Origin of the sequence: Deinococcus hopiensis KR-140 (assembly GCF_900176165.1) — a bacterium.
Taxonomy (GTDB): Bacteria; Deinococcota; Deinococci; order Deinococcales; family Deinococcaceae; genus Deinococcus; species Deinococcus hopiensis.
In genome coordinates, this window is sequence record NZ_FWWU01000009.1 from 826,271 (window position 1) to 847,501 (window position 21,231).

19 protein-coding genes and 1 pseudogene are annotated in these 21,231 nt (G+C 69.0%); 11 read left to right on the forward strand and 9 right to left on the reverse strand.

Annotation, left to right across the window (positions count from 1 at the left end; all coding sequences use genetic code 11):
* Positions 1-44: 44 nt before the first annotated feature.
* Together B9A95_RS17520 and nspC are read left to right on the forward strand one after the other, a co-directional pair.
* Positions 45-1,772 carry a DUF4034 domain-containing protein gene (locus B9A95_RS17520; RefSeq protein ID WP_084048473.1) on the forward strand — a complete coding sequence of 576 codons (1,728 nt, stop codon included), beginning with the start codon at positions 45-47 and terminating at the stop codon, positions 1,770-1,772.
* A 36-nt stretch (positions 1,773-1,808) separates the two neighbouring features.
* Positions 1,809-3,029, forward strand: a complete 1,221-nt coding sequence (gene nspC / locus B9A95_RS17525; protein ID WP_084048474.1) for a carboxynorspermidine decarboxylase — start codon at positions 1,809-1,811, stop codon at positions 3,027-3,029.
* Between the two features lie 27 nt (positions 3,030-3,056).
* On the opposite strand, the gene B9A95_RS17530 is transcribed toward nspC, so the two are convergent.
* Positions 3,057-3,917: an SDR family NAD(P)-dependent oxidoreductase gene (locus tag B9A95_RS17530; RefSeq protein ID WP_084048475.1), complete on the reverse strand. Its 861-nt coding sequence runs from the start codon at positions 3,915-3,917 to the stop codon at positions 3,057-3,059.
* A 319-nt stretch (positions 3,918-4,236) separates the two neighbouring features.
* Positions 4,237-5,499, reverse strand: coding sequence for a DUF4384 domain-containing protein (locus B9A95_RS17535; protein WP_084048476.1), 1,263 nt, complete (start codon positions 5,497-5,499; stop codon positions 4,237-4,239).
* Between the two features lie 210 nt (positions 5,500-5,709).
* Here B9A95_RS17535 and B9A95_RS17540 point away from each other — a divergent pair, with 210 nt between their 5' ends.
* From B9A95_RS17540 to B9A95_RS17555, 4 genes are all read left to right on the forward strand, one after another.
* Positions 5,710-6,117, forward strand: a complete 408-nt coding sequence (locus B9A95_RS17540; RefSeq protein WP_084048477.1) for a hypothetical protein — start codon at positions 5,710-5,712, stop codon at positions 6,115-6,117.
* Between the two features lie 567 nt (positions 6,118-6,684).
* A complete protein-coding gene (locus tag B9A95_RS35535; RefSeq protein ID WP_245808359.1) occupies positions 6,685-7,428 on the forward strand; it encodes a hypothetical protein in 744 nt (247 codons plus the stop codon).
* Positions 7,409-8,137 carry a hypothetical protein gene (locus B9A95_RS17550; protein WP_084048478.1) on the forward strand — a complete coding sequence of 243 codons (729 nt, stop codon included), beginning with the start codon at positions 7,409-7,411 and terminating at the stop codon, positions 8,135-8,137. Before B9A95_RS35535 ends, B9A95_RS17550 begins: the two co-directional genes overlap by 20 nt.
* A 240-nt stretch (positions 8,138-8,377) precedes the next feature.
* Complete coding sequence (locus B9A95_RS17555) at positions 8,378-8,584, forward strand: hypothetical protein (protein ID WP_084048479.1); 207 nt, start codon at positions 8,378-8,380, stop codon at positions 8,582-8,584.
* A gap of 31 nt (positions 8,585-8,615) precedes the next feature.
* Here B9A95_RS17555 and B9A95_RS17560 read toward each other — a convergent pair whose 3' ends face one another.
* Both B9A95_RS17560 and B9A95_RS17565 read right to left on the reverse strand, forming a co-directional pair.
* Positions 8,616-9,386: a DUF554 domain-containing protein gene (locus B9A95_RS17560; RefSeq protein WP_084048480.1), complete on the reverse strand. Its 771-nt coding sequence runs from the start codon at positions 9,384-9,386 to the stop codon at positions 8,616-8,618.
* 109 nt (positions 9,387-9,495) lie between these two features.
* Complete coding sequence (locus B9A95_RS17565; protein WP_084048481.1) at positions 9,496-10,431, reverse strand: leishmanolysin-related zinc metalloendopeptidase; 936 nt, start codon at positions 10,429-10,431, stop codon at positions 9,496-9,498.
* A 444-nt stretch (positions 10,432-10,875) separates the two neighbouring features.
* On the opposite strand from B9A95_RS17565, the gene B9A95_RS17570 reads away from it, so the two are divergent.
* On the forward strand, positions 10,876-11,079 hold the full coding sequence (locus tag B9A95_RS17570; protein WP_084048482.1) for a helix-turn-helix domain-containing protein: 204 nt from the start codon (positions 10,876-10,878) through the stop codon (positions 11,077-11,079).
* A gap of 33 nt (positions 11,080-11,112) precedes the next feature.
* Positions 11,113-11,859, forward strand: a complete 747-nt coding sequence (locus B9A95_RS17575; protein WP_084048483.1) for a hypothetical protein — start codon at positions 11,113-11,115, stop codon at positions 11,857-11,859.
* On the opposite strand, the gene B9A95_RS33885 is transcribed toward B9A95_RS17575, so the two are convergent.
* The 5 genes and pseudogenes from B9A95_RS33885 to B9A95_RS17595 form a co-directional block, all read right to left on the reverse strand.
* On the reverse strand, positions 11,814-11,954 hold the full coding sequence (locus tag B9A95_RS33885; protein WP_170928690.1) for a hypothetical protein: 141 nt from the start codon (positions 11,952-11,954) through the stop codon (positions 11,814-11,816). The two genes, B9A95_RS17575 and B9A95_RS33885, sit on opposite strands and share 46 nt — an antisense overlap.
* Positions 11,955-12,069: 115 nt before the next feature.
* Positions 12,070-12,348, reverse strand: a pseudogene (locus B9A95_RS37225) (phosphotransferase); the annotation flags it as partial.
* A gap of 275 nt (positions 12,349-12,623) precedes the next feature.
* Positions 12,624-13,892 carry a cytochrome P450 gene (locus tag B9A95_RS17585; protein WP_084048484.1) on the reverse strand — a complete coding sequence of 423 codons (1,269 nt, stop codon included), beginning with the start codon at positions 13,890-13,892 and terminating at the stop codon, positions 12,624-12,626.
* A 697-nt stretch (positions 13,893-14,589) separates the two neighbouring features.
* Positions 14,590-15,516, reverse strand: a complete 927-nt coding sequence (locus B9A95_RS17590; RefSeq protein ID WP_084048485.1) for a DivIVA domain-containing protein — start codon at positions 15,514-15,516, stop codon at positions 14,590-14,592.
* The gene (locus B9A95_RS17595) at positions 15,513-16,187 is read right to left on the reverse strand and encodes a YggS family pyridoxal phosphate enzyme (protein ID WP_084048486.1); all 675 of its coding nucleotides are present in this window, start codon (positions 16,185-16,187) and stop codon (positions 15,513-15,515) included. The genes B9A95_RS17590 and B9A95_RS17595 overlap by 4 nt, the downstream gene beginning before the upstream one ends.
* Before the next feature lie 253 nt (positions 16,188-16,440).
* On the opposite strand from B9A95_RS17595, the gene B9A95_RS17600 reads away from it, so the two are divergent.
* The 3 genes from B9A95_RS17600 to panD all read left to right on the forward strand — a co-directional run bounded on the left by B9A95_RS17600 (position 16,441) and on the right by panD (position 21,164).
* The gene (locus B9A95_RS17600) at positions 16,441-18,972 is read left to right on the forward strand and encodes a BamA/OMP85 family outer membrane protein (protein WP_084048487.1); all 2,532 of its coding nucleotides are present in this window, start codon (positions 16,441-16,443) and stop codon (positions 18,970-18,972) included.
* A gap of 144 nt (positions 18,973-19,116) precedes the next feature.
* The gene (locus tag B9A95_RS17605) at positions 19,117-20,667 is read left to right on the forward strand and encodes an Rqc2 family fibronectin-binding protein (protein WP_084048488.1); all 1,551 of its coding nucleotides are present in this window, start codon (positions 19,117-19,119) and stop codon (positions 20,665-20,667) included.
* 134 nt (positions 20,668-20,801) lie between these two features.
* Positions 20,802-21,164 carry an aspartate 1-decarboxylase gene (panD, locus tag B9A95_RS17610; RefSeq protein WP_139806854.1) on the forward strand — a complete coding sequence of 121 codons (363 nt, stop codon included), beginning with the start codon at positions 20,802-20,804 and terminating at the stop codon, positions 21,162-21,164.
* The last annotated feature ends 67 nt before the right edge of the window (positions 21,165-21,231 follow it).

Here is a 21,231-nt window from a genome sequence, read left to right on the forward strand (position 1 = left end):
CTGCCGCTTTCTGATGTCGCGCTTCGCTCTATCCTTAAGAAGGCATGAACGTTTCTTCCTCCCTCCAGCTGTTGCGCGCCGAGCAGTACGCAGCGCTCGACCGTGAGCTCTCGGACGTACAGGTCGCCTTCGAGCGGGGCGAGCGGAGTGAGCGGGACCTGCGCGACGCCTTCGCGCCCTTCGAGCGGCCGGACCCCGCGCTGGGTGAGAAGTGTGGCGAATGGGTGGAGGCCTGCCCCGGCTCCTACGCGGCGCATGTGGCGCTGGCGAAGTGGTGCCTGTCACGGGCGTGGGCTTTTCGGGGACACACCACCTTCAACCTCGTCAGTGACCGGGGCAGGCGGGGGATGCGTCACTTTCTGGAACAGGCGGAAGGGTGCGCCCGGCACGCCACCACGATGACGGACCATCCCCTCACCGCCTGGCTCGTGGTGGCCCAGGTTCACCTGACCCAGGGCTGCGAAATGAGCCTCCAAGACGTGCAGGCGGGGCGTTATCCCGACTGGTTCACCCGGCCCCTGGCCGACAATCCGCACAGCTTCGAGGTACGCCAGACCATGCTGGCGTACCTGCGGACCGAGTGGGGCGGCAGCGAAGAACAGATGCTGACCTTTGTGCGGCAGCAGCAGGAGGCCGGGCTGCTGGGGGCGGCGGAGATGCAGCGGCTATGGGCTGAGTTTCACGCCCTGGTGGCGCACCACTTCATGGCTTTTGCCCAGGACCCGGCGGGGGCTGTGGAACGCGCCCGCCTCGCCGCCGACTTGCGCGAGCTCCAGGCGGGCAGCCTGTTCGTGGCGCTGACGAACGCCAAGGCCCCGGTGCTCGAGCGTCAGGCCGCCCTCGAACGCCTGCTACGCGCCGCCGAGAATGAACCTGGCAATGCCCTGGAGGGCAACGTCGCCTGGGCGCTGTACGTCAACCGCGACTGGCTGGAGTCCTTCCTGCCCCGCATCACCGCCCTGCTCGTGCGCGAGGCGGAGCGCGGGGACCCGGACGCGGCGATCACCCTGGGGCGGCTCAAGCTGTATATCCGCAAAGGCCGGGTCCCCGATCCCACCGCCTTCCTGCGGGCGGCGCGCGATGAGGGCAACTGCGAGGCGGCAGAGCTGCTCGTGGAGCTGGGGCGCAAGTCTGAGGGCGCGTCTCGCCACGGTGCTTCGGGGACCTCCGCCCAGGAGCGTGAGGACGTGTACAAGGCCGCCCAACTGGGCAGCGAGGACATGAGCTGGGAGGTCTACAGCGACTTCGACGCCTACCGCGCGCAATTCGAGCTGAGCGAGCGGGACCGCTACCGCTACCTGCTGCGCGCCGCCGACGCGGGCAACAACGCCGCCCGCTACGTGCTGGCCCAGCGCCTGCGCGCTGGACTGGTGGAAGTCGGTGACGACGGCGTGCTGCGCCCGGTGGACACCCCGCCCCTGCAAGACAGCCTCAACTATGCCAAGCACCTGCTGGAGCGGGCCGCTGCCGAGGACCACGCCCCGGCCCAGAAGGCCCTCGCCGCCGCGCAGGAGCGCGACTGGCAGGAAAAGACGGCCCGGCGACTAAGCCTGTCTTCTGCGAGGGCAGAGCCCGAGCGGCAGGTCACGTCCGGGCAGGCCGTCTCCAAGCCCTTGTCCGGCGGCTCCCGCTGGTCTTGGTGGCTGGGCCTGAGCCTCGTGCTGGGGGTGCTGCGCGCCTGCACCCATCAGGACCACGGCTACCGCCCGAACACGGTCTTGCCCAACACGCCGCCCGCCCTCAGCGCTGCCCTGACCTTGCCTCCCCGCTGACGGTTCGCCCGGGGAAGGCGCGTTACCCTGTGCTCCATGACCGTCTCCGACTTCCAACTCCCCGCCGTGACCCCCACCGAGTCGGTGGACTGGGCGGCCATTCCCAGCCCGGCCTTCGTGCTCGACGAGTCCCGCCTGCGCCGCAATCTGGCGCTCATCTCACGCGTTCAGCGTGAAAGTGGGGCGCAGATCATCGTCGCCTTCAAGGGTTACTCCATGTGGAGCACCTTCCCCCTCCTGCGCGAGTACGGCATCACCGGGGCAACGGCCAGCAGCCTGAACGAGGCCATTCTCGCCCGCGAGGAGATGCAGGGGGAGGTCCACGTCTACGCCCCCGCCTACAGCGACGAGGACTTTCCCCGGATTCTGGAGCTGGCCGATCACCTCGTCTTCAATTCCTTCTCGCAGTGGGAGCGCTTTAAACCCCAGGTGGAGGCGGCGCGTGCGGCGGGCAGAACGCTCCACGTCGGCCTGCGCATCAATCCCGAGTACGCCGAGGTGGAGACGGACCTGTACAACCCGGCTGGTCCCTTTTCCCGCCTCGGCGTGACCCGGCGCGAGTTCCGGACGGATCTGCTTGACGGCGTGGACGGCCTGCATTTCCACAGCCTCTGTGAAAAGGACTCCGATACGCTGGAGCGCACGCTGGAAGTGATCGAGCGTAACTTTGGGGAGTTTTTGCCTCAGATGCGGTGGGTCAACTTCGGCGGCGGGCACCTGATGACGCGCGAGGGCTACGATATTCCCCGTCTGATCCGGGTCGTCCGTGCCTTCCGCGAAAAGTGGGGCGTTCACGTGATCCTGGAGCCTGGCAGCGCGTTCGGCTGGCAGACCGGATGGCTGGTGAGCAGCGTGCTCGACGTGGTGCACAACGTCAAGGACGCCGTGCTGCTCGACGTGTCGGTCAGCGCCCACATGCCCGACGTGCTGGAGATGCCCTACCGTCCCCGCATCCTGGGCGCGGGCGATCCCCCCGAGCACGATCACCGGGAAGCGGTGGACGCGCCTGCCGGACACGCCTACCTGATCGGCGGCACCACCTGCCTCGCGGGTGACGTGGTGGGCGAGTACGTCTTCCCCCACGAGTTGAAGGTGGGGGACCGGGTGGTCTTTGACGACATGATCCACTACACGATGGTCAAAACCACCTTCTTTAATGGTGTCAAGCACCCCGACATCGGCATTCTGCATACGGACGGGCACTACGAGCGGGTGAAGACCTTCGGCTACGGGGAATTCAAAGCCAAGCTGAGCTGAGCCCTGCTCCCGCAGCCTCGGTCCCGTTTACTCGAACGCCGAGCGAATGGACCGGGGCCGTTGGCCGTCCACGTCCGTGAAGCCGTACTCCTCGCCCAGTTCGGCGGCGACCAGCGTCTGTCCCGAGCGCTCCAGCCTTTTTCCATCGGCGGCGAGGTGTGCCACGGCCCGCCCCACGAACTGCGGTGACTCCGAGTTGGAAAAGTCGAAGGCCCCCTCCGGGGCCAGCAGCACGCCCTCGGTGCGGACGAGGCCCGGGTACAGCGACACGGCTGTGACCCCGTGCGGACGGAAGTGGTTCGCCAGCGCCTGCGCCATGCGGTCGTCGGCATTCTTGGCGAGGAAATAGGGAACGTTCTCAGCGCCCCGGTGCCGCTGCCCCGCAAAGAAGCTGATGTTGACCACCAGCCCGCGTCTGGCGATCAGGAGCGGCGCGGCGAGCGAGGTCGTGACGTAGTGCGCCCGCACCCCAGCCCCGAACATCTCGTCCCACAGTGAGAGGGGCTGTTGCCAGAACGCCGCACCCCAGCTCTGCCCGCGCTCGTCCCAGCGGTGCAGGCCCTCGTACCCCCCCCAGACGTTGTTGACGAGAATGTCGAGGTGACCGTGTTCCCCGCGGATGGTTTCGAGGACAACCTGCGTCTGCCCGTCGTCGCGGTGGTCACACACGAGGGGAATACCTTGCCCGCCCAGCGCCGTGACCTCCGCGGCCGTCTCTTCCAGGCAGCCGGACAAGAAGGGCATTTCGGGATGCCGCCCCCGCAACGTCCTTCCAGTGACGTAAACCGTCGCGCCCGCCTCGCCCAGTCCCAGGGCCACCCCGCGTCCCACGCCCCGGCTCGCGCCCGTTACCAGCGCCACCTTGCCCCCCAGAGGTGCCGTCGTCATGTTCTGCTCCTTTCGCTCAAGGGCACTCTACGCCACGAAGGTTCTGCCCGAAACATACGGCAAAAGGCGGATGCTCCAGGCCGTGAAGCTGGGACATCCGCGTGAGCAGTGGGCTTGAAGAAGCGGGCGTGGGGACGGGAAGAACCGGTCCACCCACGCCGCCGATTAAGACCCGGTCCCTTGGCCTGGCTGCCGAACTCGGCTTTCGGCAGATCAGCCGGTGGGGACGCGGGAGAGGGAAGGGCCGGGGGTGGGGCGGGGAAGGGTGAGAGGAGGGAAGGCCAGTCGCCCCCGGCGCAGCAGGGTCAGGGTGGAGGGATTACTTGCGGGAGACCTTCGGCACGCCGTTCACGGTGCGGATGGTCCCGCCCTCGAAGTCGGCGGCCCACGCCCCATTCACGAGGTACTGGTCCCGGGTGGGGAAGCCCAGAAACGAACCGCTGCCGCCCAGGCCCTGGTAGGTCTTGAGGACCGCGCCCGTCAGCCAGAAGGTGCCGTACTTCTCGGTGCCGTACAGCGCTCCATTCTGGAAAAAGCCGTACAGCCCGGTGGTGCCGTAGGGGTTGCGGGGAATGACCTTCTCGTCGCCCGCCGCCCAGCCCAGCCGGGAGGGGGGACGGCCCGCGGCGTTCTCAGCCTTTGCCAGCGCGAGGTAGCGCTCCAGCAGGCGGCCGTGAACCGCGTAGGCGCGGCTGCTGCCGTTTGCGTGCAGCAGCACGGCGTCGCCATACGCGCCCACACCCCGGAACTTCTGCCACAGGCCCTCGCCCCAGGGCACGGCGTAGCTCGTGGCCCTGCCCAGCGACTCGTCGCCCTTCAGTCGGTCATAGGCGCCCACCACAGCAGCGTCGAAGGAGCCGTCCTGCTTCTCGCCGGGCTGAATCTGCGCGGTGGGCTGTTCCTGGGCCGGAGGCGTCGGCAGCGACTGGCCGGGCGCGGTGGTCACCGTGCCCACGCCGCCGCCCGCATTCCCGCCGTTGCCGACGCGAAAGGTCAACACATCGGTGGTCCAGGCGTCCTCAGGCAGCGGGTTCACGATCACGCTGAGGGCCTGGGCAAGTTTGTCCTGTCCCTGCAGCCGCACCTCTGCGAAGCCCTGGTCACCGGCGAACTGCGCGACGTCGTTCAGGTTCAGCGGTTTCGTGCTTGCCAGCGCGAGCAGCCGGTCTTGCCCGTTGGGGCCACCCACCGTCAGGGAATATTTGGCGTTTTTGCCTGGAAACAGGCGCGTTACGCCGCCCTGCACGAAGTTGTCCTCGCCGTTCTCACCGGACTCATAGCCGTTGGGAAAAAACAGGTCAATCTGGCCGTCAGCGTTGACGTTAAAGAGGTAGACGTAGGCGTCGGCATTTGTCTTCACGCCCACGCGGACCGGGTCACCCTTGCGGTAGACCGGATTGCCCTGCCCGCTGGGGTCCTTGTTCACCCAGACCTGAATGTCCAGTTTCGTCTCAACGGGGTTCACGATGATGCTTTGCGCGCTGATCTTCGCGCGTCCTGCCGCCTGGGCGGGGGACGTGAGGCCCAGCAGGGCCGTCAAGGCCAGCAGGCCCACCAGGGGGGTGCGGGAACCGTTTCGCATGTCGTGCCTCCTTGTGCTTGCGGCCCAAGGTAGGCGGTAAAGCTGACCGGGCACTGACAGCGGAAGGCGCAAAAGCGTGTATAGAACGACATTAAGGATTGGCTCAAGGGGAGCTGGGACGCATGGGCGACGGGTGAGGCCGGGCGGACGGCCCCATGATTTCCGTAGATGCGGGCACTTCCTCATTCCCGCTCCCTTACGCTGGAAGCCATGAAGAGGCTGCTCCTCGCCCTCGTCCTTCCCGCCTGTGCGGTGGGTCCTGCCGCCGCTGCGCCCCCTGCCCGGGTGGTGGCCGATCCGTGGCCACGCAGTCCGGTGTTGCTGCGGCTCTACGCGTTGCCCGCCTCTGCCCGGGACCGCGAACGACTGACAAGGGCGCTGAACCTCGCCCCGGCAGAGGTGGCCGAGCTGCGCCGACTGGCCCGAAGCGAGGCTGCCGACAGCGAGGCCGGGCGGCACGTGCTGGGGCGGCAGGAGGCCACGCAACTGAACGTGCGCATCGCCGCCCACCGCGCCGAGAAGGACCGCAAGGTGCGCGCCCTGCTTGGCGGCCGGTATCCCGCCTTTCGGGCGTGGGTGCGCCTGTGGTGGGCCAGCCAGGTGAAGGCTGCGCGTTAGAGGAGGGTGGGAAGACCTGACTTCTTTCGTGTTGCTGTTTCGCGGTCAGGCAAATTCGCCAAACAGCGGCGGAGAAGCGTACGCGCCGGTCTGCGCTGCTGTCTCTGTCGGCCGCCCTCCCCTCCTCACGGGGGGTGACGCCGGACGTGCCGGGCGGCCCTCGCGGGGGTTTCGTCCTGCTGTCCTGGTCCTGCCGGGCAGCGGCCCCACAGACCCGCAATGGGGACAATCTGCTGAGCGGCCCGGGCGGAACGGAACGTACCGCAAACTGGCGGCCAACCTTGCCGCGCGGGGGACCGCCCCGCTGGGGATCGACAAACGCGGCGTCGGGGCGGGTACCGCTGCTGACGCGCGCGAGGAGGCGCTGGGTTTTGGCCACGCGAACGACGCCCGCGCGTGGCCAAATTCGCTGGCCGCGCAGCCTGAGCTCGGCTCCACCGCGGTAATCGGCCACAGCGAGGGTGGGTTGATCGCGTTGGAGCGCTGCAGGGCCAGAACCCAGCCCGCGCCCTCGCGCTGCTCGCCGCCCCCGGCGGGGACATCGGCACCACCATCCGCCGTCAGCCCGTGCAGAACCCCGCCAATCCGCCCGAGCTCGTGGCCAAGGGCAACCGAATTGCTGGACGCCCTGGGCCGGGGCGAGACGGTTGCGGACGTGTCTCCCGTCCTCGCGCCGCTGTTCCGTTCCGGCCCTCGGTGCAGCCCTACTTGCGCCGCAGTCTGAACTGCGGTGTGCAGGAGCTGATGGCCGCCGTGACGGTCCCCACGCTGATCGTGCAGGGAGACCGGGACCTGCAGGTGCGCGCTGAAGATGCCCGCCTCCTCGCCGGCGCCCAGCCGGCGGCCCGGCTGCACCTCGCGCGCGGCGTGCACCATGTCCTCGTGCCCGCGCCCCTGGACCCCGCTGCCAACTTCGCCACCTGCGGCAATGCCGGGCTGCCGCTGGAGCGCAGGGCGGTCACCGCCACCGTGGACTTTCTGTGCACCGCCCTCTTGGGCACGAAGTGGCCGTGCGTCCCGTACAGGTTAGCGGGATCTTTCGCGCCCTGGTCGACCCCACCCGGCGGGCCATTCTGCGCGGCGGTAAGCGGACGGCGGGCGAACCGGCGGACCTCTACGATCAAAAGCGCCCTCAGCGGTCACCTTGCGGTTCTCAGGGCCGCCGATCTGGTGTGGACGGAAAAGCGCGGCACACAGGGGATCTACCGCCTGAACACCACCACCTTTCAGGACGTGATGGCGCAGGCGCTGGGGGCGTTCGGACTGGGAGCGGAGGAAAAGGAGGCCGGCCGTGACGCGCAGCCGAATTGATCCCCTCTTCGCGCTGGGCGCGGCCGTCACGTTGGTGCTGCTCGTGCTGGCCTGGCCACACCTGCCCACCGGAGAACGGGGGGCGCTGTTGCCCACCAGTGTGTCGCCGCTCGTTGCGGGCGTGCTCGTCGCGCGGATGGGCGGCCTGGAGCGGCAAAACCCGGCCATGTCGGACGCGGCGGCGCAGGCCCTCGCGCTTCAGGCCGCTATCGCCGCTGCGCTCGCCTTCGGCGGCGATCTGCTCCGGGCGCTGGGCCTCGCCACCGGCGTCATGCTGACCGTGACGGGCAACGCCACCGCCCGCGCTCGCCCGGGCGAATGGTTCGGCTTTCGCGCGCGCTCGACCCTGCTGCCCGAACGGGCATGGTCCGCGTCGCAGCGCCGGACGGCTCCGGCGCTGGTGGTACCGGGCACGTTCTATACCGTGTTCGCGCCCCTGCTTCTGCCCTGGATCAACCCCCCGGGGGGGCCTGCTGGTGCTCCTCCTTCCGGTGGTCTACGGTCTCAACCGCGCGTTCCATCAGGATTCCCTGCACGGCACCGAGCGCCGCCCCGCCGTGCCTGGGGCGCGCCACCTCCCGCCCTTCTTGCCCGCCGAACGCGCTACGTGCGCCCTGATGCTGGGGTTGCCCGTGCTGTCGCTGGTGGGGCTGCTCGCCGCCCTGCCTGCCCGCCCGGGTGGCGATTTCGACGCTGCTGGAACGGCTGACCGCTACGGTTCACCGCTGGAAATACCCGTGCTGCTCGGCATTGGATTCCTGATGGCCGCTGTCGTGGTGGCGGGCGTCCGTCTCGGGACCACCACCACGACAGCGGCACCTGGCCCCCGCGTCTTCGGTGGGATGATGGCCGCGTTTCTGGCTCCCCCCCGTCATTGGCCTGACGGGCAAACGGGGCCTGGCGCTGGGCCTCGCCCACGCGCCTGCTCGCCGCTTCCCCTGGCCCTCGCGTGCGCCCTGCCCGGCGCCCAGGCGCAGCGGCACCCAAAGCGGCCCGCCTTTTCCTCGGACTCGCGGCGCTGTTCGCTCCGCTGGCCTTCCTGCCCGCCCGCGTTGGCGGTGCGGCCCTGCCCGGGCTGCTGCTCGCGCTGGGCACGCCGCTGTTCCTCGCGCCTGTGTCCGTGTGCCGAGTGCCGCCAAAGCAGGTTCAGAACTGACCCCAACCTCAAAACTCCTGGCGAGTGGAGACTACACCCGCCCCGCCAGCCACAGCGCCACCGGCGCAATCACCAGTGCCGGAAGCAGGCTGCCCACCCGCACCCGGCGGTCCTCCCACCCCAGTCCCGCCAGCATCAGGTTCCACGCGATGCCCACGATGGTTAGCCCGCCCGTGCCCGTGATGAGCAGGACGTACGGATTGGTTTTCAGAATGCTGGGATCCGCGCCTCCCAGCAGGCCCGAGGCGAAGGCCCCGGCGAGCAGGCTGATCCCCCCCTGCAGCAGCAGCACCGTCAGGGCGCTAAAGCCCACCCCGATGCCGTAGGCCCCCGCCAGCGCCAACGAGGCGATGCCGTCCAGCGTGGCCTTCAGCACGTAGGTGGAGGGATCGCCCGTCAGGCCGTTCTGAATGCCGCCCACCACCGTCATGGGCCCGATGCAGAACAGCAGGCTGGCGGCCACGAAGCCCTCGGTGAAGCGCCCACCACCCCGAAACCGTGCCTTGAGGGTATCGCCCAGCCGGGACAGGCCTTCTTCTATCCCCAGCATCTCGCCCACCACGGCCCCCAGCGCCAGGGCGACAAGCGCCAGAATAACGCCGGGAATAGAGCCGCCCTTCACTGCGTTCAGGCTGCCCGCCATATCCAGCCCGATAAAGGTGGTCACGAGGGATAAGGTCTGGAGCAGCGTGCGCTGGGTGCGCTCGGGGAGGCGGCCGCCCAGCAGCAGGCCCACCACGGTTCCGGCGAGGACGGTGGCGACGTTGATCAGGGTGCCGGACAGTTGGTCGAGCAGGCTCATTGGGGGTGAATCTATCCTGCCCCGCGCGGCCGACGCCACAGAAAGCCGCCCCGCCTCGGAGGAAGAGGAGCGGGGCGGCGGTGGAGGTGCTGGGTGACCCGGTGCGGTCCTACTCCGTCCGGTACTTGGGGGTGATGATCTGTTCGCGGTGCCCGATGTCCAGGCCTTCGAGCATCTGCGCTGTGGTGGTGGGGACGCGGTAGCTGTCGGCGGCGTTGTAGTTCACCGCGTAGCCCATGTCCTGCAGCGATCCGACGCTGATGCGCGACAGCGGATTGACCACGCCGCTGTTGAGGTAGCCGGTCATGAGTTCGGTCTTGAAGGTGGTTTCGCGCCAGTGGGCTCCCGCCGTGCCCGAGCCGCCCTGGTTCTCGACAGGCACGGTGGAGAGGGTGCCGCCCGCCGCGCGGTACTCGCGCACACCGTTGCTGCCGCTGTACACGGGGTTGGTGGTGTTTGCACCGCTGACCAGCCTGAACTGCCGCCACAGCGAGCCGATGCCGAGCGAGTGACCCAGTTCGTGCACGGCGATGTCGGCAAGCTGGCTACTGAACTGCCCGAGGTCCGCCGTGTCAAACACCAGTGTGGAGTAGGTCGTCAGGCCGCTCGCCGAGCGCACGCTGCACGGGCCGCTCTGGGCCAGGATGCCGCCGGGGCCGTCGATGCTCTTGTTGCCGGTGAAGACCAGGATGTCGTCGATGGTGCCGCTGTAGGCCGCGTTGCTGCCGCAGGCGTTGGCCGGAATATTCGCGGTCACGCTGGGCAGGCCCTGGGTTACCACGCCCTGCCAGCGGCTGGCCGCCGACTTCATCGCGTTGACCACGCTGGCGTCGCTGCCCGCCGCGAAGTTCAGGGTGATGTTGTACGCCTCGGTGGCCTGCTCGGTCAGCCCGCTGGATTTCGCGTAGGGGTCGGCGGTCAGCGCAGCGATATTGACGGCCGGGCTGCTGGCTTCCTCACTGGCGGAGGTCGGGGCGCTCATGTTGCAGGAGGCGAGCAGGGTGGTCAGGGCGAGGGTGGCGGTGGGCAGGGCAAATCGGCGCATGGGGACTCCTTGAAGCGGACCGGAAAGCTCTCGCTTCCCTGGGAACGACAACGGTTGTTTGGTACGTATGCAGGTTAGAGCGCCATGTGTGATGGGCCTGTGTTTGCCCTATGCGCGTGTGGGCGGGGGCTGCAGGGGAAGGGAGCGCCCGCACGTGCGATTCAAAAACGCCACCAGCCGAGCCGTGAAGGGGGTTGTTTCCCACGCTGCTGCCTGCCGCAGTGGACGGGGCATGGGGTCCCTGCACCCCTCCTTCATCCTTGATCTTGCGCTGACGGTGGGCGTGATACGCTTTTTTCAAGTTGATCGCGCCGCTTGCCCTTCCCCTCCCCGTACCGCTTCTGTGCGGTGGGGGTCCGGGTGCGCCGGGCGGTGCGGTCACAAATCAGAACGTCGTCGGGGCTGCCCTTGTGGTGGCCCCACGTGCTTTTCGGAGGTTTGCCCTTGACACTCACCGAACAGTTCCAGACGCTTCCCAAACTCCTCAAGGTCCGCGAGGTCGCCGACTTCACCGGCACGCACGAGCGCACCGTCCGCCGGTGGATTCGTGACGGGCGGCTCGGGGCCGTTGAGCACCCCAGCGGCCTGCGCGTGCCCCGGCGTTCGCTGTGGCGTTTTCTGGGACTGGACCTCGGCCTGAGCGCCTGAAGCCCCCCACGCGCTCCCGCTATCCTGCCGTGCATGGCGTTTTCCTCCGCTTCCCTGAACCGGCTGCGCACGTTGGTGGAGGCGGGAGAGGACACCGCTGCCCTCGCTGCCCTGCGCGCCCTGTTTCCCACCGAGCCCGAACGGGACGGAGCGGCGGCCCTGGCCCTGCGCCTGGGGCAGCCGAGGCTGGCGCTGCGCTGGGCGGCGGCTCCCCTGCTGCGGGCCGCCGCCCTCTTGCGCCTGGGAGACGGACCTGCCGCCCTGAACGTCCTGGAGCGGCAACCCGAAACGGCCCGCCAAGCCCTGCTGCGTGCCCGCGCCGCGTGGCAGACCCGGGACACAGAGACCGCGAAGCACGCCCGTCACGTCCGCTCACTGGCCCGCGCGGAGGGCGACGCGGAGGCGCTCGTCGCCGCTGCCACCCTGCTGGGCGAAGTCTTGCTCGGAACGGACGCCCGCGCCGCGCTGCGAACGCTGGCCGAGGGCCTCAAGGTGGCCGAACTCACCGGGCAGGAGGCTGACGCACACCTGATGGCCGTTCTCGCCCACGCTCAGGGCCTGGTGGGCAGCGGCCAGAAGGCCGCGCGAACCGCCGAGAAAGCCCTTTGGCGCAGCCTGCCGCGCAGTCCAGCCCGGGTGGTGGCCCTCCTCGCCCTGGGGAGAGGCGACGAGGCCTGCGCCGAGGCGGAAGCGGGCGAACTGGGGCGCGCGTGGCTGGAGCCGTTTGCTGAGCTTCAGTCCAGGTCCAACCCGGCCCACACCACCCCGAAGGGCACGTAGGGCGGCGGCCGGATAAAAGCGCGCGGCCCGGGGTCGCCCTCCAGGGACACGCCCTCGTAGGTCCAGACATTGTGGGCCTGGGTGGCGGCGTACAAGGCGGCTCCATCTGCCAGCTCCTCCGCTGCAAGGGAAAGGCGGGCGCGGCAGCCGCCGCAGGAGGGCCGCGCACAGCCCCTGGTCCAGCCGCAGGCTGAGGGCCAGGCGGCGCACGGTTTCCCGCGCCCGGGGGGCGAGGCGGGTTTGTTCCCAGTCGATCAGGGCGGCGGGTCGTCCATCCTGAAAAAACACGTTTCCGTCGTGGTGGTCGCCGTGCAGAAAGCGGTCGGGAAAGGCCGGGGTGTGCGGGGCGGGCGGCGAGGCGCGCAAATACGTCAGCCTCCGCCGTGTTCGTGTGAGGGCCTCGCCGTCCACGGCGTTTGCCGTGGCCAGGACGGCGGCCTCGATACGCTCCAACCGCTTTACCGCCCGTTCCGGCGGGCAGGCGGTCATGCACCTCGGCCAGAGAGTGACCCAGCTCCTCCGCGCATTCGGGCGTGAGGCTGTTGCGGGGCGGGGGAGCACCCGGCGCGGTGGGAAACAGGGCGGCTGGGGCAATCGCTCCGTGTTCGCGCTTCACCCGCGCCTGAACGGGGCTGCGGACCCGCAGGCAAAGCTCTCTCCCCGCTCTGCCCTCACCCGGTAGGCCCCGTTGATGCTGCCGCCCTTCAGGGGCCGAAGGGTCCGCACCTGCCCCACCTCCCACACGGCTGCGAGGTCCTCCGGCTTCACCCCGGAACCACGTCCAGCCGTCGCAGGCCCCGGATCACGAAACCACCCATGTATTCGGCCTCCGCATCCGGCTCTTGGAGGCGCAGGCCCGGAAAGGCGCGCACGAGGGCCCGCAGGCTCAGCGCCAGTTCCAGCCGCGCCAGGGGTGCGCCCAGGCAGTAGTGGACGCCCAGCCCGAAGGTGAGGTGCGGGCCCTCGTCGCGGGTGAGGTCCAGTTCGTCGGGCCGTGAAAAGCGCCGCACGTCGCGGTTGCCGCTGGCGTACAGCAGGCCGACGTTCTCGCCGGGGCGCAGCTCTTCGCCCTCCAGGGTCAGGTCTTCAAGCACATAGCGCTCGAACAGGGGCAGCGGCGTGTCGTAGCGCAGCAGCTCCTCCACCGCCGTGCGGAAGGTGGGCAGACTGCCTTCCCAAGGAGCAGCCCGCACGAGCGTGTCCCAGTGTCTGCGCTCCCGCATAAGGGCCAGCACGCCCGCCGCCAGCCCGTTCACCGACGCCTCGTGCCCGGCGTTGAGCAGCAGGATGCAGGTGTCGATCAGCTCCTGCTCGGTCAGGCGGTCCCCGGCGTCTTCCGCCTGCACGAGTGCGGTAATCAGGTCATCTCGCGGTTCGCTCCGCCGGGAGAGCGCCAGACCGCGCAGCAAGGCGCTGAACTCCAGCACGGCGCGTTCGGCCTCGGCCTGTTCCTGGGGCGTGTACGTTGGCTCATACAGCCGCACGATGGCGGCGGACCAGGGGCGCAGCTGATGGCGCTCTTCCGGCGGCACGCCCAGCAGTTCGGCAATGACGGTGACGGGCAGCGGCTCCGCATAGTCGGCCACCAGGTCAAAGCCCCCCTCGCGGCTCAACCCCTGAAGCTGCGCGGCCAGAATCCCCTCGATCCGCTTCGAGAGGCCCTCCACGCGCCGGGGGGTAAAGGCCAGGCCCACCAGCGACCGCAGCCGGGTGTGCTTGGGCGGCTCGGAGTCGAGGAGGTGGTTGCCGTTGAAGGCGTCGAATTGGGCCTGGCGGGGGTCGGGCAGCGGCCAGCCCAGCTCGTCGCGCGAGTAGCGGTGCAGCACGCTGCGCCCAAAGCGGCGGTCCCGCAGCACGGCCGAGATGTCCGCATGCCGGGTCAGAAAGACGCGGTCCAGCGCCGGGTCGCGGAAGGCGGCCGTTTCCTCGCGCAGCTCGGCCAGCAGGGGGTAGGGATCGCGCACGAAGGCCGGGTCATGCAGCGGCAGCGTGAAGGTGGGCAACCCGGAAGAGGAGCGGGCGGAGGGCGGCATAAGCCCAGGCTACGGCAAGATTGCCGTTGCCCGGCGTGGTGCTGGCCTTCTGGGTGCTGGCCAATCTGCCCGTCCGCTCCATGCAGTGGGGCGAGGGCCGCTTCTCGCTGCTGCTCCACCGTCCGCTGTACGCCGCCTCCGGCGACCGGGCGGCGGGCGCTCGCCTGGTCCGGGGCCATCCTGATGGTCAGGACCCTGTGCGCCTGGGTCCTGTTGGCGTGGCTGGGCTGGACGCTGGTGTTCTGGTCCGGGAGCCACTGTGGGCGCGTCGAGGAAGACCGCCGCCGATCCTGGGGACGTGGTGTTGGTGGGCTACACCACCGGCGCCCTGGGCGGTCTCAAGCCCACCGGCAACGGCTGGCCTTGACTTTTTTCTCACTGGCTTCACCATCTCGTCCGTGGTGCCGGTGGCGCAGGCGGGGCGGCACGTCCTCGCTGCAGCGCTGCCGCCAGGACCTGACCGTGACGGGCTGGCACGGCCACCCGGGCGGGTGACAAGGGCGGCTGAACGACGTGGTGAGAGACCTGAACGTCCTCGGCGCCCAGCACAAGAACCCCTCCTCCCTGCACCGCTTTCATGACCGCCACCCCGAGGAACCAGTCCCTTGAACTCGCCCTCTCGCCGAGCGCCTGCTGCGCGCGGACGGCTGACGTGACCGGAGGTGGGGCAGGCGCAGAGGGCGCGCTTCGTCACTCCCTACGCGAAGCTCTGTTCCTCCAGCCGCAGCCCTTCACCCAGCGCGTTATCGAGCGCCTCGTTCAGCACCAGCGCGTCGGGCAGGGGAGAGGCGGGCAGGGGAGAGGCGGGCAGGGGCAGGTCGTCTCCCAGCGGCAGGTGGCGGGCACTGAGTTCGGCGAAGGACTGCACGAGGGCGCGGTACTGACTGACAAACTGGGTGTACTCGGTCCGCACGGCGCTGAGGCGGCTGCTGAGTTCGGTGTGGCGCTCGTTGAAGGTTCGCTCCAGATACACCGTCCGCTCGGCGTGGGCGCGGTCGCGCTCCAGCGTCAACTGGTGGTGGTCGCGCTCCAGGTCCGCGAAGCGGCCCCGGAAGGCGGCTTCCAGCTCAGCCATGCGCGACTGCTGGGTGTGCTCCAGTTCCTGCAGTCGCAGCTGGTAGGTGCTCTCCAGCTCGCCCATCCGCACCTGGTGGGTGCTTTCCAGCTCCTGGGAGCGCACCTGGTAGGCCGCTTCCAGTTCGGCGGCGCGGGCGTCGGTCTCGCGCTCCACCGCGTCGCGCCGGGCCTGCGCCTGCTCCAGCATCAGTTCGCACTGCCGCGTGGAGTTCTCGCGCAGGTCGTGGCCGATGCGCTCGGCGGCCACCACGGCGCGGCGAATCTCGTCTTCCGCCTGGCGGCGCTCTTCCAGCTCGCGCTCCAGGTTGTTGAGGCGGCCGCGCAGGGCCTGGCGTTCATGCAGCAGGCCTTCGAGCTGGTCCGCGATCTGTCCCAGAAAGGCGCGCACGCTGGCGCGGTCGTAGCCGCCGGGCCGCCCTGGAAACTGCCGGTGCCCGATGTCGAGGGGGGTCAGCGCCCCCTGCGCGTGGGTGCGGTTGGGGTGCGGGTTCACGTCCTGGTTCAGGTCTCGGTCCGTAAGGTCTTGGCTTATGTGGTGCTGGCTCATAGAAAGAGGCTCCTTCCGACGCGCACCAGGGTCGCGCCCGCTTCCACGGCCACTTCATAGTCGCCGCTCATGCCCATGCTGATTTCAGGCAGGCCGAGGTCGTGCGCCCGCCGCGCCGTATCGGTAAAGACGCGCCGCGACGCTTCGGCGTCGCCCTCGGGGGCCATCACCATCAGCCCGCGCACGTTCAGTCCGGTCTGCACCACCTCAGCGTAGACCCTGGCGAGCTCTGGCGGGTGAACGCCGTGCTTCTGCGCCTCACCGTTGTGCAGTTGCAGCAGCACGTCCGGCGCGTGCCCCCACTTGCGCCCCGCCTCGGCCAGGGCCTGCGCCTGACGCACGTCCTCCAGCGCGTGGATGAGCGAGACGGGCCGCATGTACTTCACCTTGTTCAGCTGCAGCGGCCCGATGTAGTGCCACTCCAGGGAAGAGCCCTCCGGGCTAGACAGCTCGGCGGTTCCCATCTCGGTGGCCTTGTCCCGCAGTTCCTGGGCCCGGCCCTCGCCCAGCGGGAAGCCACCAGGTTGCAGGGCCGTGTGGGCCAGGACAGAGGCGCGGATGGCCTCCGGGGTCTGCCCCTTGGTCACGGCCACCAGGCGGGCGCTGCCGGGTGGCCGGCCCACGCGCGCCTCGGCGGCGCGGATTCGCCCGAGCACTTCGGGCAGGCTCAAGGGCCGCGCCCCGGCCTTGACTGCAGTCTCATCTCACTCGGCTGCCGCAGGAAAGTCACGTCCGGCATTGTGGCGGCTTTGGAAGTCCGGCTCAAGTCGGGACCGGCGAAAAGGAAACCGAACGCCGCAGCTACAGGCTCCGTCAACATTCCTTCACCCTTCTCAGGAGCACAGCGGGAAAGGTGACACAGAAACAGGTTGCGGTGTGGCTTCAAAAAAGGTTTCTGCCCGCCTGTGCCAGACTAGGAGACGAATGCGACACCCCCATACCCTCGCCCTCACCGTGCTTCTCGCCGCTCCGGCTGCCCTTGCGCAGCAGGTCGGAACGGTTCAGGACGTCGTTGTCAACGGCACGAGCGATCTGCTCGCCAACTACGTCAAGGCGACCCTCAACGTTCAGGAAGGCGCGGCCCTCTCGGCCGTCAACCCGCGTCAGGTCGAGCAAGACGTGCTGGCCACCGGCTACTTCAAGACGGCCACGGCGGCCCTGCAGACCGTCGGGGGACGCGACACGCTGGTCATTAACGTGACGCCCAACCCCACCATCTCGGCGGTGAACGCCACCGGCCTGACCTTCCTGCCGAGCGACGCCTTTAAGGCGAGCATCGCCGAGCGGCTCAACGTCGCGCCCGGAGCCACGCTGAATACCCAGCGCCTCGACCAGGCCAAGGAGGCCCTGGCGCAGAACTACCGCTCGGAAGGCTTTCCCTTCACCCCCAGCATCAGCGCGACCGCCAGCACCAACAAGGACGGCACCGTCAACGTGAGCTTTGTGGTCGACGAGACCGCCAAGCTCAGCCGGGTGGAGGTCGAGGGCGTGACCCTGCTGTCCGCCAAGACGGTCACGGACATCTTTAAGCCCTTGTACGACGCCAAGAAGTTCACGGTGGAGGGGTACTACGGTGCGGTGCAGCAGCTGCAGGCGGCCTACGACGCCGCCGGGTACGCCCAGAGCGGCGTGAACCTGCAGGCCAGCACCCTGGAAAACGGCGTGCTGAAGGTGCGCGTCGTCGAAGGCCGCGTGGCCAGCGTCACGCTCGACGGCATCGAGGCGGGGAGCGCTGCCCTGCAGACCCGCGAGGGCCAACCCCTCAACCTGGAGCGGCTGCGCGCCGACGTGCGCACCCTGTCGAACCTGACGGGCAAGCCGGTGGGCTTCGCGCTGCAGCCCGACGAGCAAAACCCTGGTCAGGTGGCGGTGTTTTTCGGTACGGCGGACGTGGCGAGCGGACCGGTCAAGCAGATTGCCTTTGTGGGCAACACCCAGGTGCCCAGCGCCACCCTGGCGGCGGTCATCAAGACCAAGGCCGGCGACGTCTATTCCCCGCAGCTCGCGCAGGAAGACTTCCTGGCGGTGCGCGACGCCTACCGCAAGGCGGGGTATGAAATCAGCACCCGCGACGCCATCAAGTTCGAGAACGGCACGCTGACCTTCAACGTCCGGGAAGTGCGACTGGCCGACTACCAGCTGCAGTGGCAGGGCAAGCACACCACCAAAGACCACGTCGTGCTGCGCGAACTGCCCGAAACCGGCAGGCTGTTCAACGCCAACGACGTGCGCGGTGGGCTCGCGCGGGTCAGCCGCCTGGGCTTCGTCCAGATCGTGGGCGCCGAGACCCGCAGCGATCCGAAAAATCCCGAGGACATCACCTACGTCCTGACGTTGGCGGAAGCCAACCAGGGCATTCCGATCAGCCTGGGCCTGGAGTACAGCAGCCTGACCGGCTTTCTGGGCGACGCGAAATACACCAATTCCAACGTGTTTGGGCTGGGGCACAACCTGGACGTCAGCGTGGGCGCGCAGCAAAACGACGTGGGGCAGAACTTTGTCGGCAACGTGTCCTACACCGTCCCCTGGCTGGATCTGAACTTCCTGGACTTCCAGAAGACGCGCACGAGCCTGACGGCCAACGTCGGCACCAACGTGGCGGGGAACCTCTCCCTGGTGGACAAGAGTGGCGGCACCACCGTGGACACCGGGCGGCAATACACGGCGCGGACCACCGGCTTCGGCGTGCAGGCCGGACGCCAGATCCTCCCCAACCTGACGGGCTCGGTGGGCGTGGGATACAGCTACCGCACCTACTTCCTCGAACCCGTCAAGGGCGATGAGAAGAGCACCTATACCGACGAGAAGGCGCTGGGGCTCGTTTCAGCCACCAGCCGCACGACCAGCGTGACCGGGGCCCTTGCCTACGACACCACCGACAACCCTGATTTTCCCAGCCGCGGTGTGCGCGCCAACACCAACGTCTCGTACAACTTCGGAGCGGCCGGGGCCACGCCGGTCGCCTGGACCAGCGCCGAGGCGGGGGCCAGCACGTACTTCGGCCTGGGCCGCACCCTGGACAAGGGCGCGGGCATCCAGACCCGGCAGCAGGCCTTCGCGGGGCGTGCCAACGCCGGCACCACCCTGGGCAACCCGCCTGCCGGAACGGTCTTCAGCGTGGGCGGCGGCAACTCGCCCGCCGCGCAGTATCAGTTGCGCGGCATCGACAACAACGCGCTGTCCGGCACCAACTACGTGACCGCCAGCGCCGAGTACCGCTATGACCTCAACCTCACGACTTCCTTTACCCAGGGGGTGTACGGGGTGCTGTTCGCGGATGCGGGGGACGCCTGGAACAGCGGCGAGTCGGTCGACCTGAAGTACGGCGTCGGCGCGGGCGTGCAGGTCAACCTGGGGCTGGGGGGCTCTCGCCTCGCCAACCTGCGCTTCGACTACGGCTACAGCCCGCAGACGAACAGCGGCAAGTTCTATTTCCGCATCGGCAACTTCTTCTAACCCGGTTTCATGCCGTGAGGCAGGCCCCGCGTTGGGCCTGCCCTTTTTTTGCTGGGAGGGGTAGGCCAAGCGGCCAGGGTCTGGCCCAACCCGCTACCATGCCCCGATGAACGCGTCTTCCCGTCCCATCCCGGAGGCCCCCACATGGAAGGGCTGATGCTCGCGCGGGTGCTGCGTGACCTCGGACCGCGCCTCCCCGCCCGCAACCTGGGCTGGGTCTTTCCCGACGAGACGACGGCGGCGCTGTTGCTCGACGGCGTGGGCAACCTGGTGCTCTCGTACCGTCCGCCGCAGCCTGTGGTCTTCGCGTCGCGCGAGCGGCTGCGGGGCGAGGCGCGTAGTCCGTTCCAGCGCTTTTTGTCGAACCGGGTACGCGGTGACCTGCTGCGTGCCGAACAGCTCAAGCTCGACCGGGTGTTCGCCCTGCACTTCGCGGGCGAAACGGGCTTTGTGGATCAGCCCCCCGCCCGGCTGGTGTTCGAGGTCACGGGCCGCAACGCCAACCTGCTCGTGCTGGAAGCGGGCGAGGGCTTTTCCGGGCGCATCCTGCAAGCGGCGCGCGAGATCACCGGCAGCCGCAACCGCTTCCGCACCGTGCGCACGGGCGGCACCTACACGCCCCCACCTCCCTATGAAAAGCTCGATCCCCGCACGCTGACCGGGGGCGACGCCCGTTCCCTGGCCGACCTGCCACTGGGGAAATGGCGCGAGCGGCTCGACGGGCTGGGACCGCTGCTGAGCGCCGAACTGGTGCGCCGCTCGGGTCTGGCGGCTTCGGACGTGCCTGGCGAACGTTGGCCGCAGGTGCTGTCGGCCCTGCAGTCTCTGGTGGCCGATCCCTCGGTCAGCGAGGGCGTGATGCATGGGGGCGCGCGGGAGGCGGCGCGGACCGAGAAGGCGGCGGGGCTGCGCAAGGCCCTGCGTGAGCCGCTGGAAAAGCGGCTGACCCTGCTGCAAAACCAGCTCGCAGACGTGACCCGCGCCGAGGAGGGCGTGGAGGTGGCGGCGCGCGACCGTGCCGAGGCAGACCTGCTGATGGCCTATGCCCAGACTGCCGAGCCCGGCCTGGCCTCCATCACCCTGCCCGCCTTCGACGGCAGCGGGGAGGTGGAGGTCAGCCTCGATCCGCAACTCAGCGCCGTGCAGAACGCCGAGAAGCGCTATGCCCGCGCCCGCCGCCGCGAGGACGTGTACGAACGCCTGGCCGAACGTGAGCCGGCCCTGCGGGAGGAGTGGCGCGGGGCGCAGGGCCGGCTGGCCGAACTCGACGCTGCTGAACTCGAAGCCCTCGAAGCCCTGGCGGCCACCCTGCAGGCCGAGCGGCCCGAGAAGAGTCCCTACGGGATGCGCTTTACCACCCCTGGCGGCTTCGAGGTGATCGTGGGGCGCAACAACAAGGAAAACGCCACCCTGACGCACCGACTTGGGCGCAGCATGGATCACTGGTTTCACGCCCAGGGATATCCAGGCAGCCACGTCCTCGTGCGCTCGGGAGGAAAAGACCTCGACCTGCCCGATATCCTGTACGCCGCGCGCCTCGCGGCCGCCCACTCCAAGGCGCGCGGCAGCAGTGGCGTGCCTGTGGACTACACCCGCATCAAGCACGTCTGGCGGCCCCGGGGGGCCTCGGCCGGGCAGGTGCATTACACGGACCAGAAGACAGTGTTCGTGGACGGAACGCTGCCGGAGAGCTAGGCGCCGGCAACCAGTCGCCAGCAACTTCCGCTTTTGCCGCCGCCCGTTCTCGCTGGCAACTGTTGCTGGCGGCCCCCACTCAATCCCACCCCCCTCACCTCCCGCCGCGTCCGGCAGGCGTACAATCCCGGGTTGTGGAACGCATCATGTTCAGGGCCAAAATTCACCGCGCGACCGTGACGCAGGCGGACCTCGATTATGTTGGGAGCGTGACCATCGACCAGGACCTGCTGGACGCGGCGGACATCCTGGCCCACGAGCGGGTGGACATCTACAACATTACCAACGGCAACCGGCTGAGCACCTACGCCCTCTCGGGGCCGCGGGGCAGCGGCGTGATCGGCATCAACGGGGCAGCCGCGCACCTGATGCGCCCCGGCGACATGGTGATTATCGCCGCCTATGGCAACTTCACCGAGGAAGAGGCCCGTACACTGGAGCCGCGCGTGGTGCTCGTGGACGCCCGCAACCGCCGGCTGGAGCTGCAGCCGGCCTGAGCTCCTCTGCCTGGGGCAGCCCCGCCCGGGTCGGTGCCGGAATGCAGTGTGGCTCGCGGCCTGCGCC

Coding starts and splice junctions, on each gene's coding strand:
- B9A95_RS17520 (WP_084048473.1), top strand. CDS start 45: ATGAACGTTTCTTCCTCCCTCCAGCTGTTGCGCGCCGAGCAGTACGCA.
- nspC (WP_084048474.1), top strand. CDS start 1,809: ATGACCGTCTCCGACTTCCAACTCCCCGCCGTGACCCCCACCGAGTCG.
- B9A95_RS17530 (WP_084048475.1), bottom strand. CDS start 3,917: ATGACGACGGCACCTCTGGGGGGCAAGGTGGCGCTGGTAACGGGCGCG.
- B9A95_RS17535 (WP_084048476.1), bottom strand. CDS start 5,499: ATGCGAAACGGTTCCCGCACCCCCCTGGTGGGCCTGCTGGCCTTGACG.
- B9A95_RS17540 (WP_084048477.1), top strand. CDS start 5,710: ATGAAGAGGCTGCTCCTCGCCCTCGTCCTTCCCGCCTGTGCGGTGGGT.
- B9A95_RS17560 (WP_084048480.1), bottom strand. CDS start 9,386: ATGAGCCTGCTCGACCAACTGTCCGGCACCCTGATCAACGTCGCCACC.
- B9A95_RS17565 (WP_084048481.1), bottom strand. CDS start 10,431: ATGCGCCGATTTGCCCTGCCCACCGCCACCCTCGCCCTGACCACCCTG.
- B9A95_RS17575 (WP_084048483.1), top strand. CDS start 11,113: ATGGCGTTTTCCTCCGCTTCCCTGAACCGGCTGCGCACGTTGGTGGAG.
- B9A95_RS17585 (WP_084048484.1), bottom strand. CDS start 13,892: ATGCCGCCCTCCGCCCGCTCCTCTTCCGGGTTGCCCACCTTCACGCTG.
- B9A95_RS17590 (WP_084048485.1), bottom strand. CDS start 15,516: ATGAGCCAGCACCACATAAGCCAAGACCTTACGGACCGAGACCTGAAC.
- B9A95_RS17600 (WP_084048487.1), top strand. CDS start 16,441: ATGCGACACCCCCATACCCTCGCCCTCACCGTGCTTCTCGCCGCTCCG.
- B9A95_RS17605 (WP_084048488.1), top strand. CDS start 19,117: ATGGAAGGGCTGATGCTCGCGCGGGTGCTGCGTGACCTCGGACCGCGC.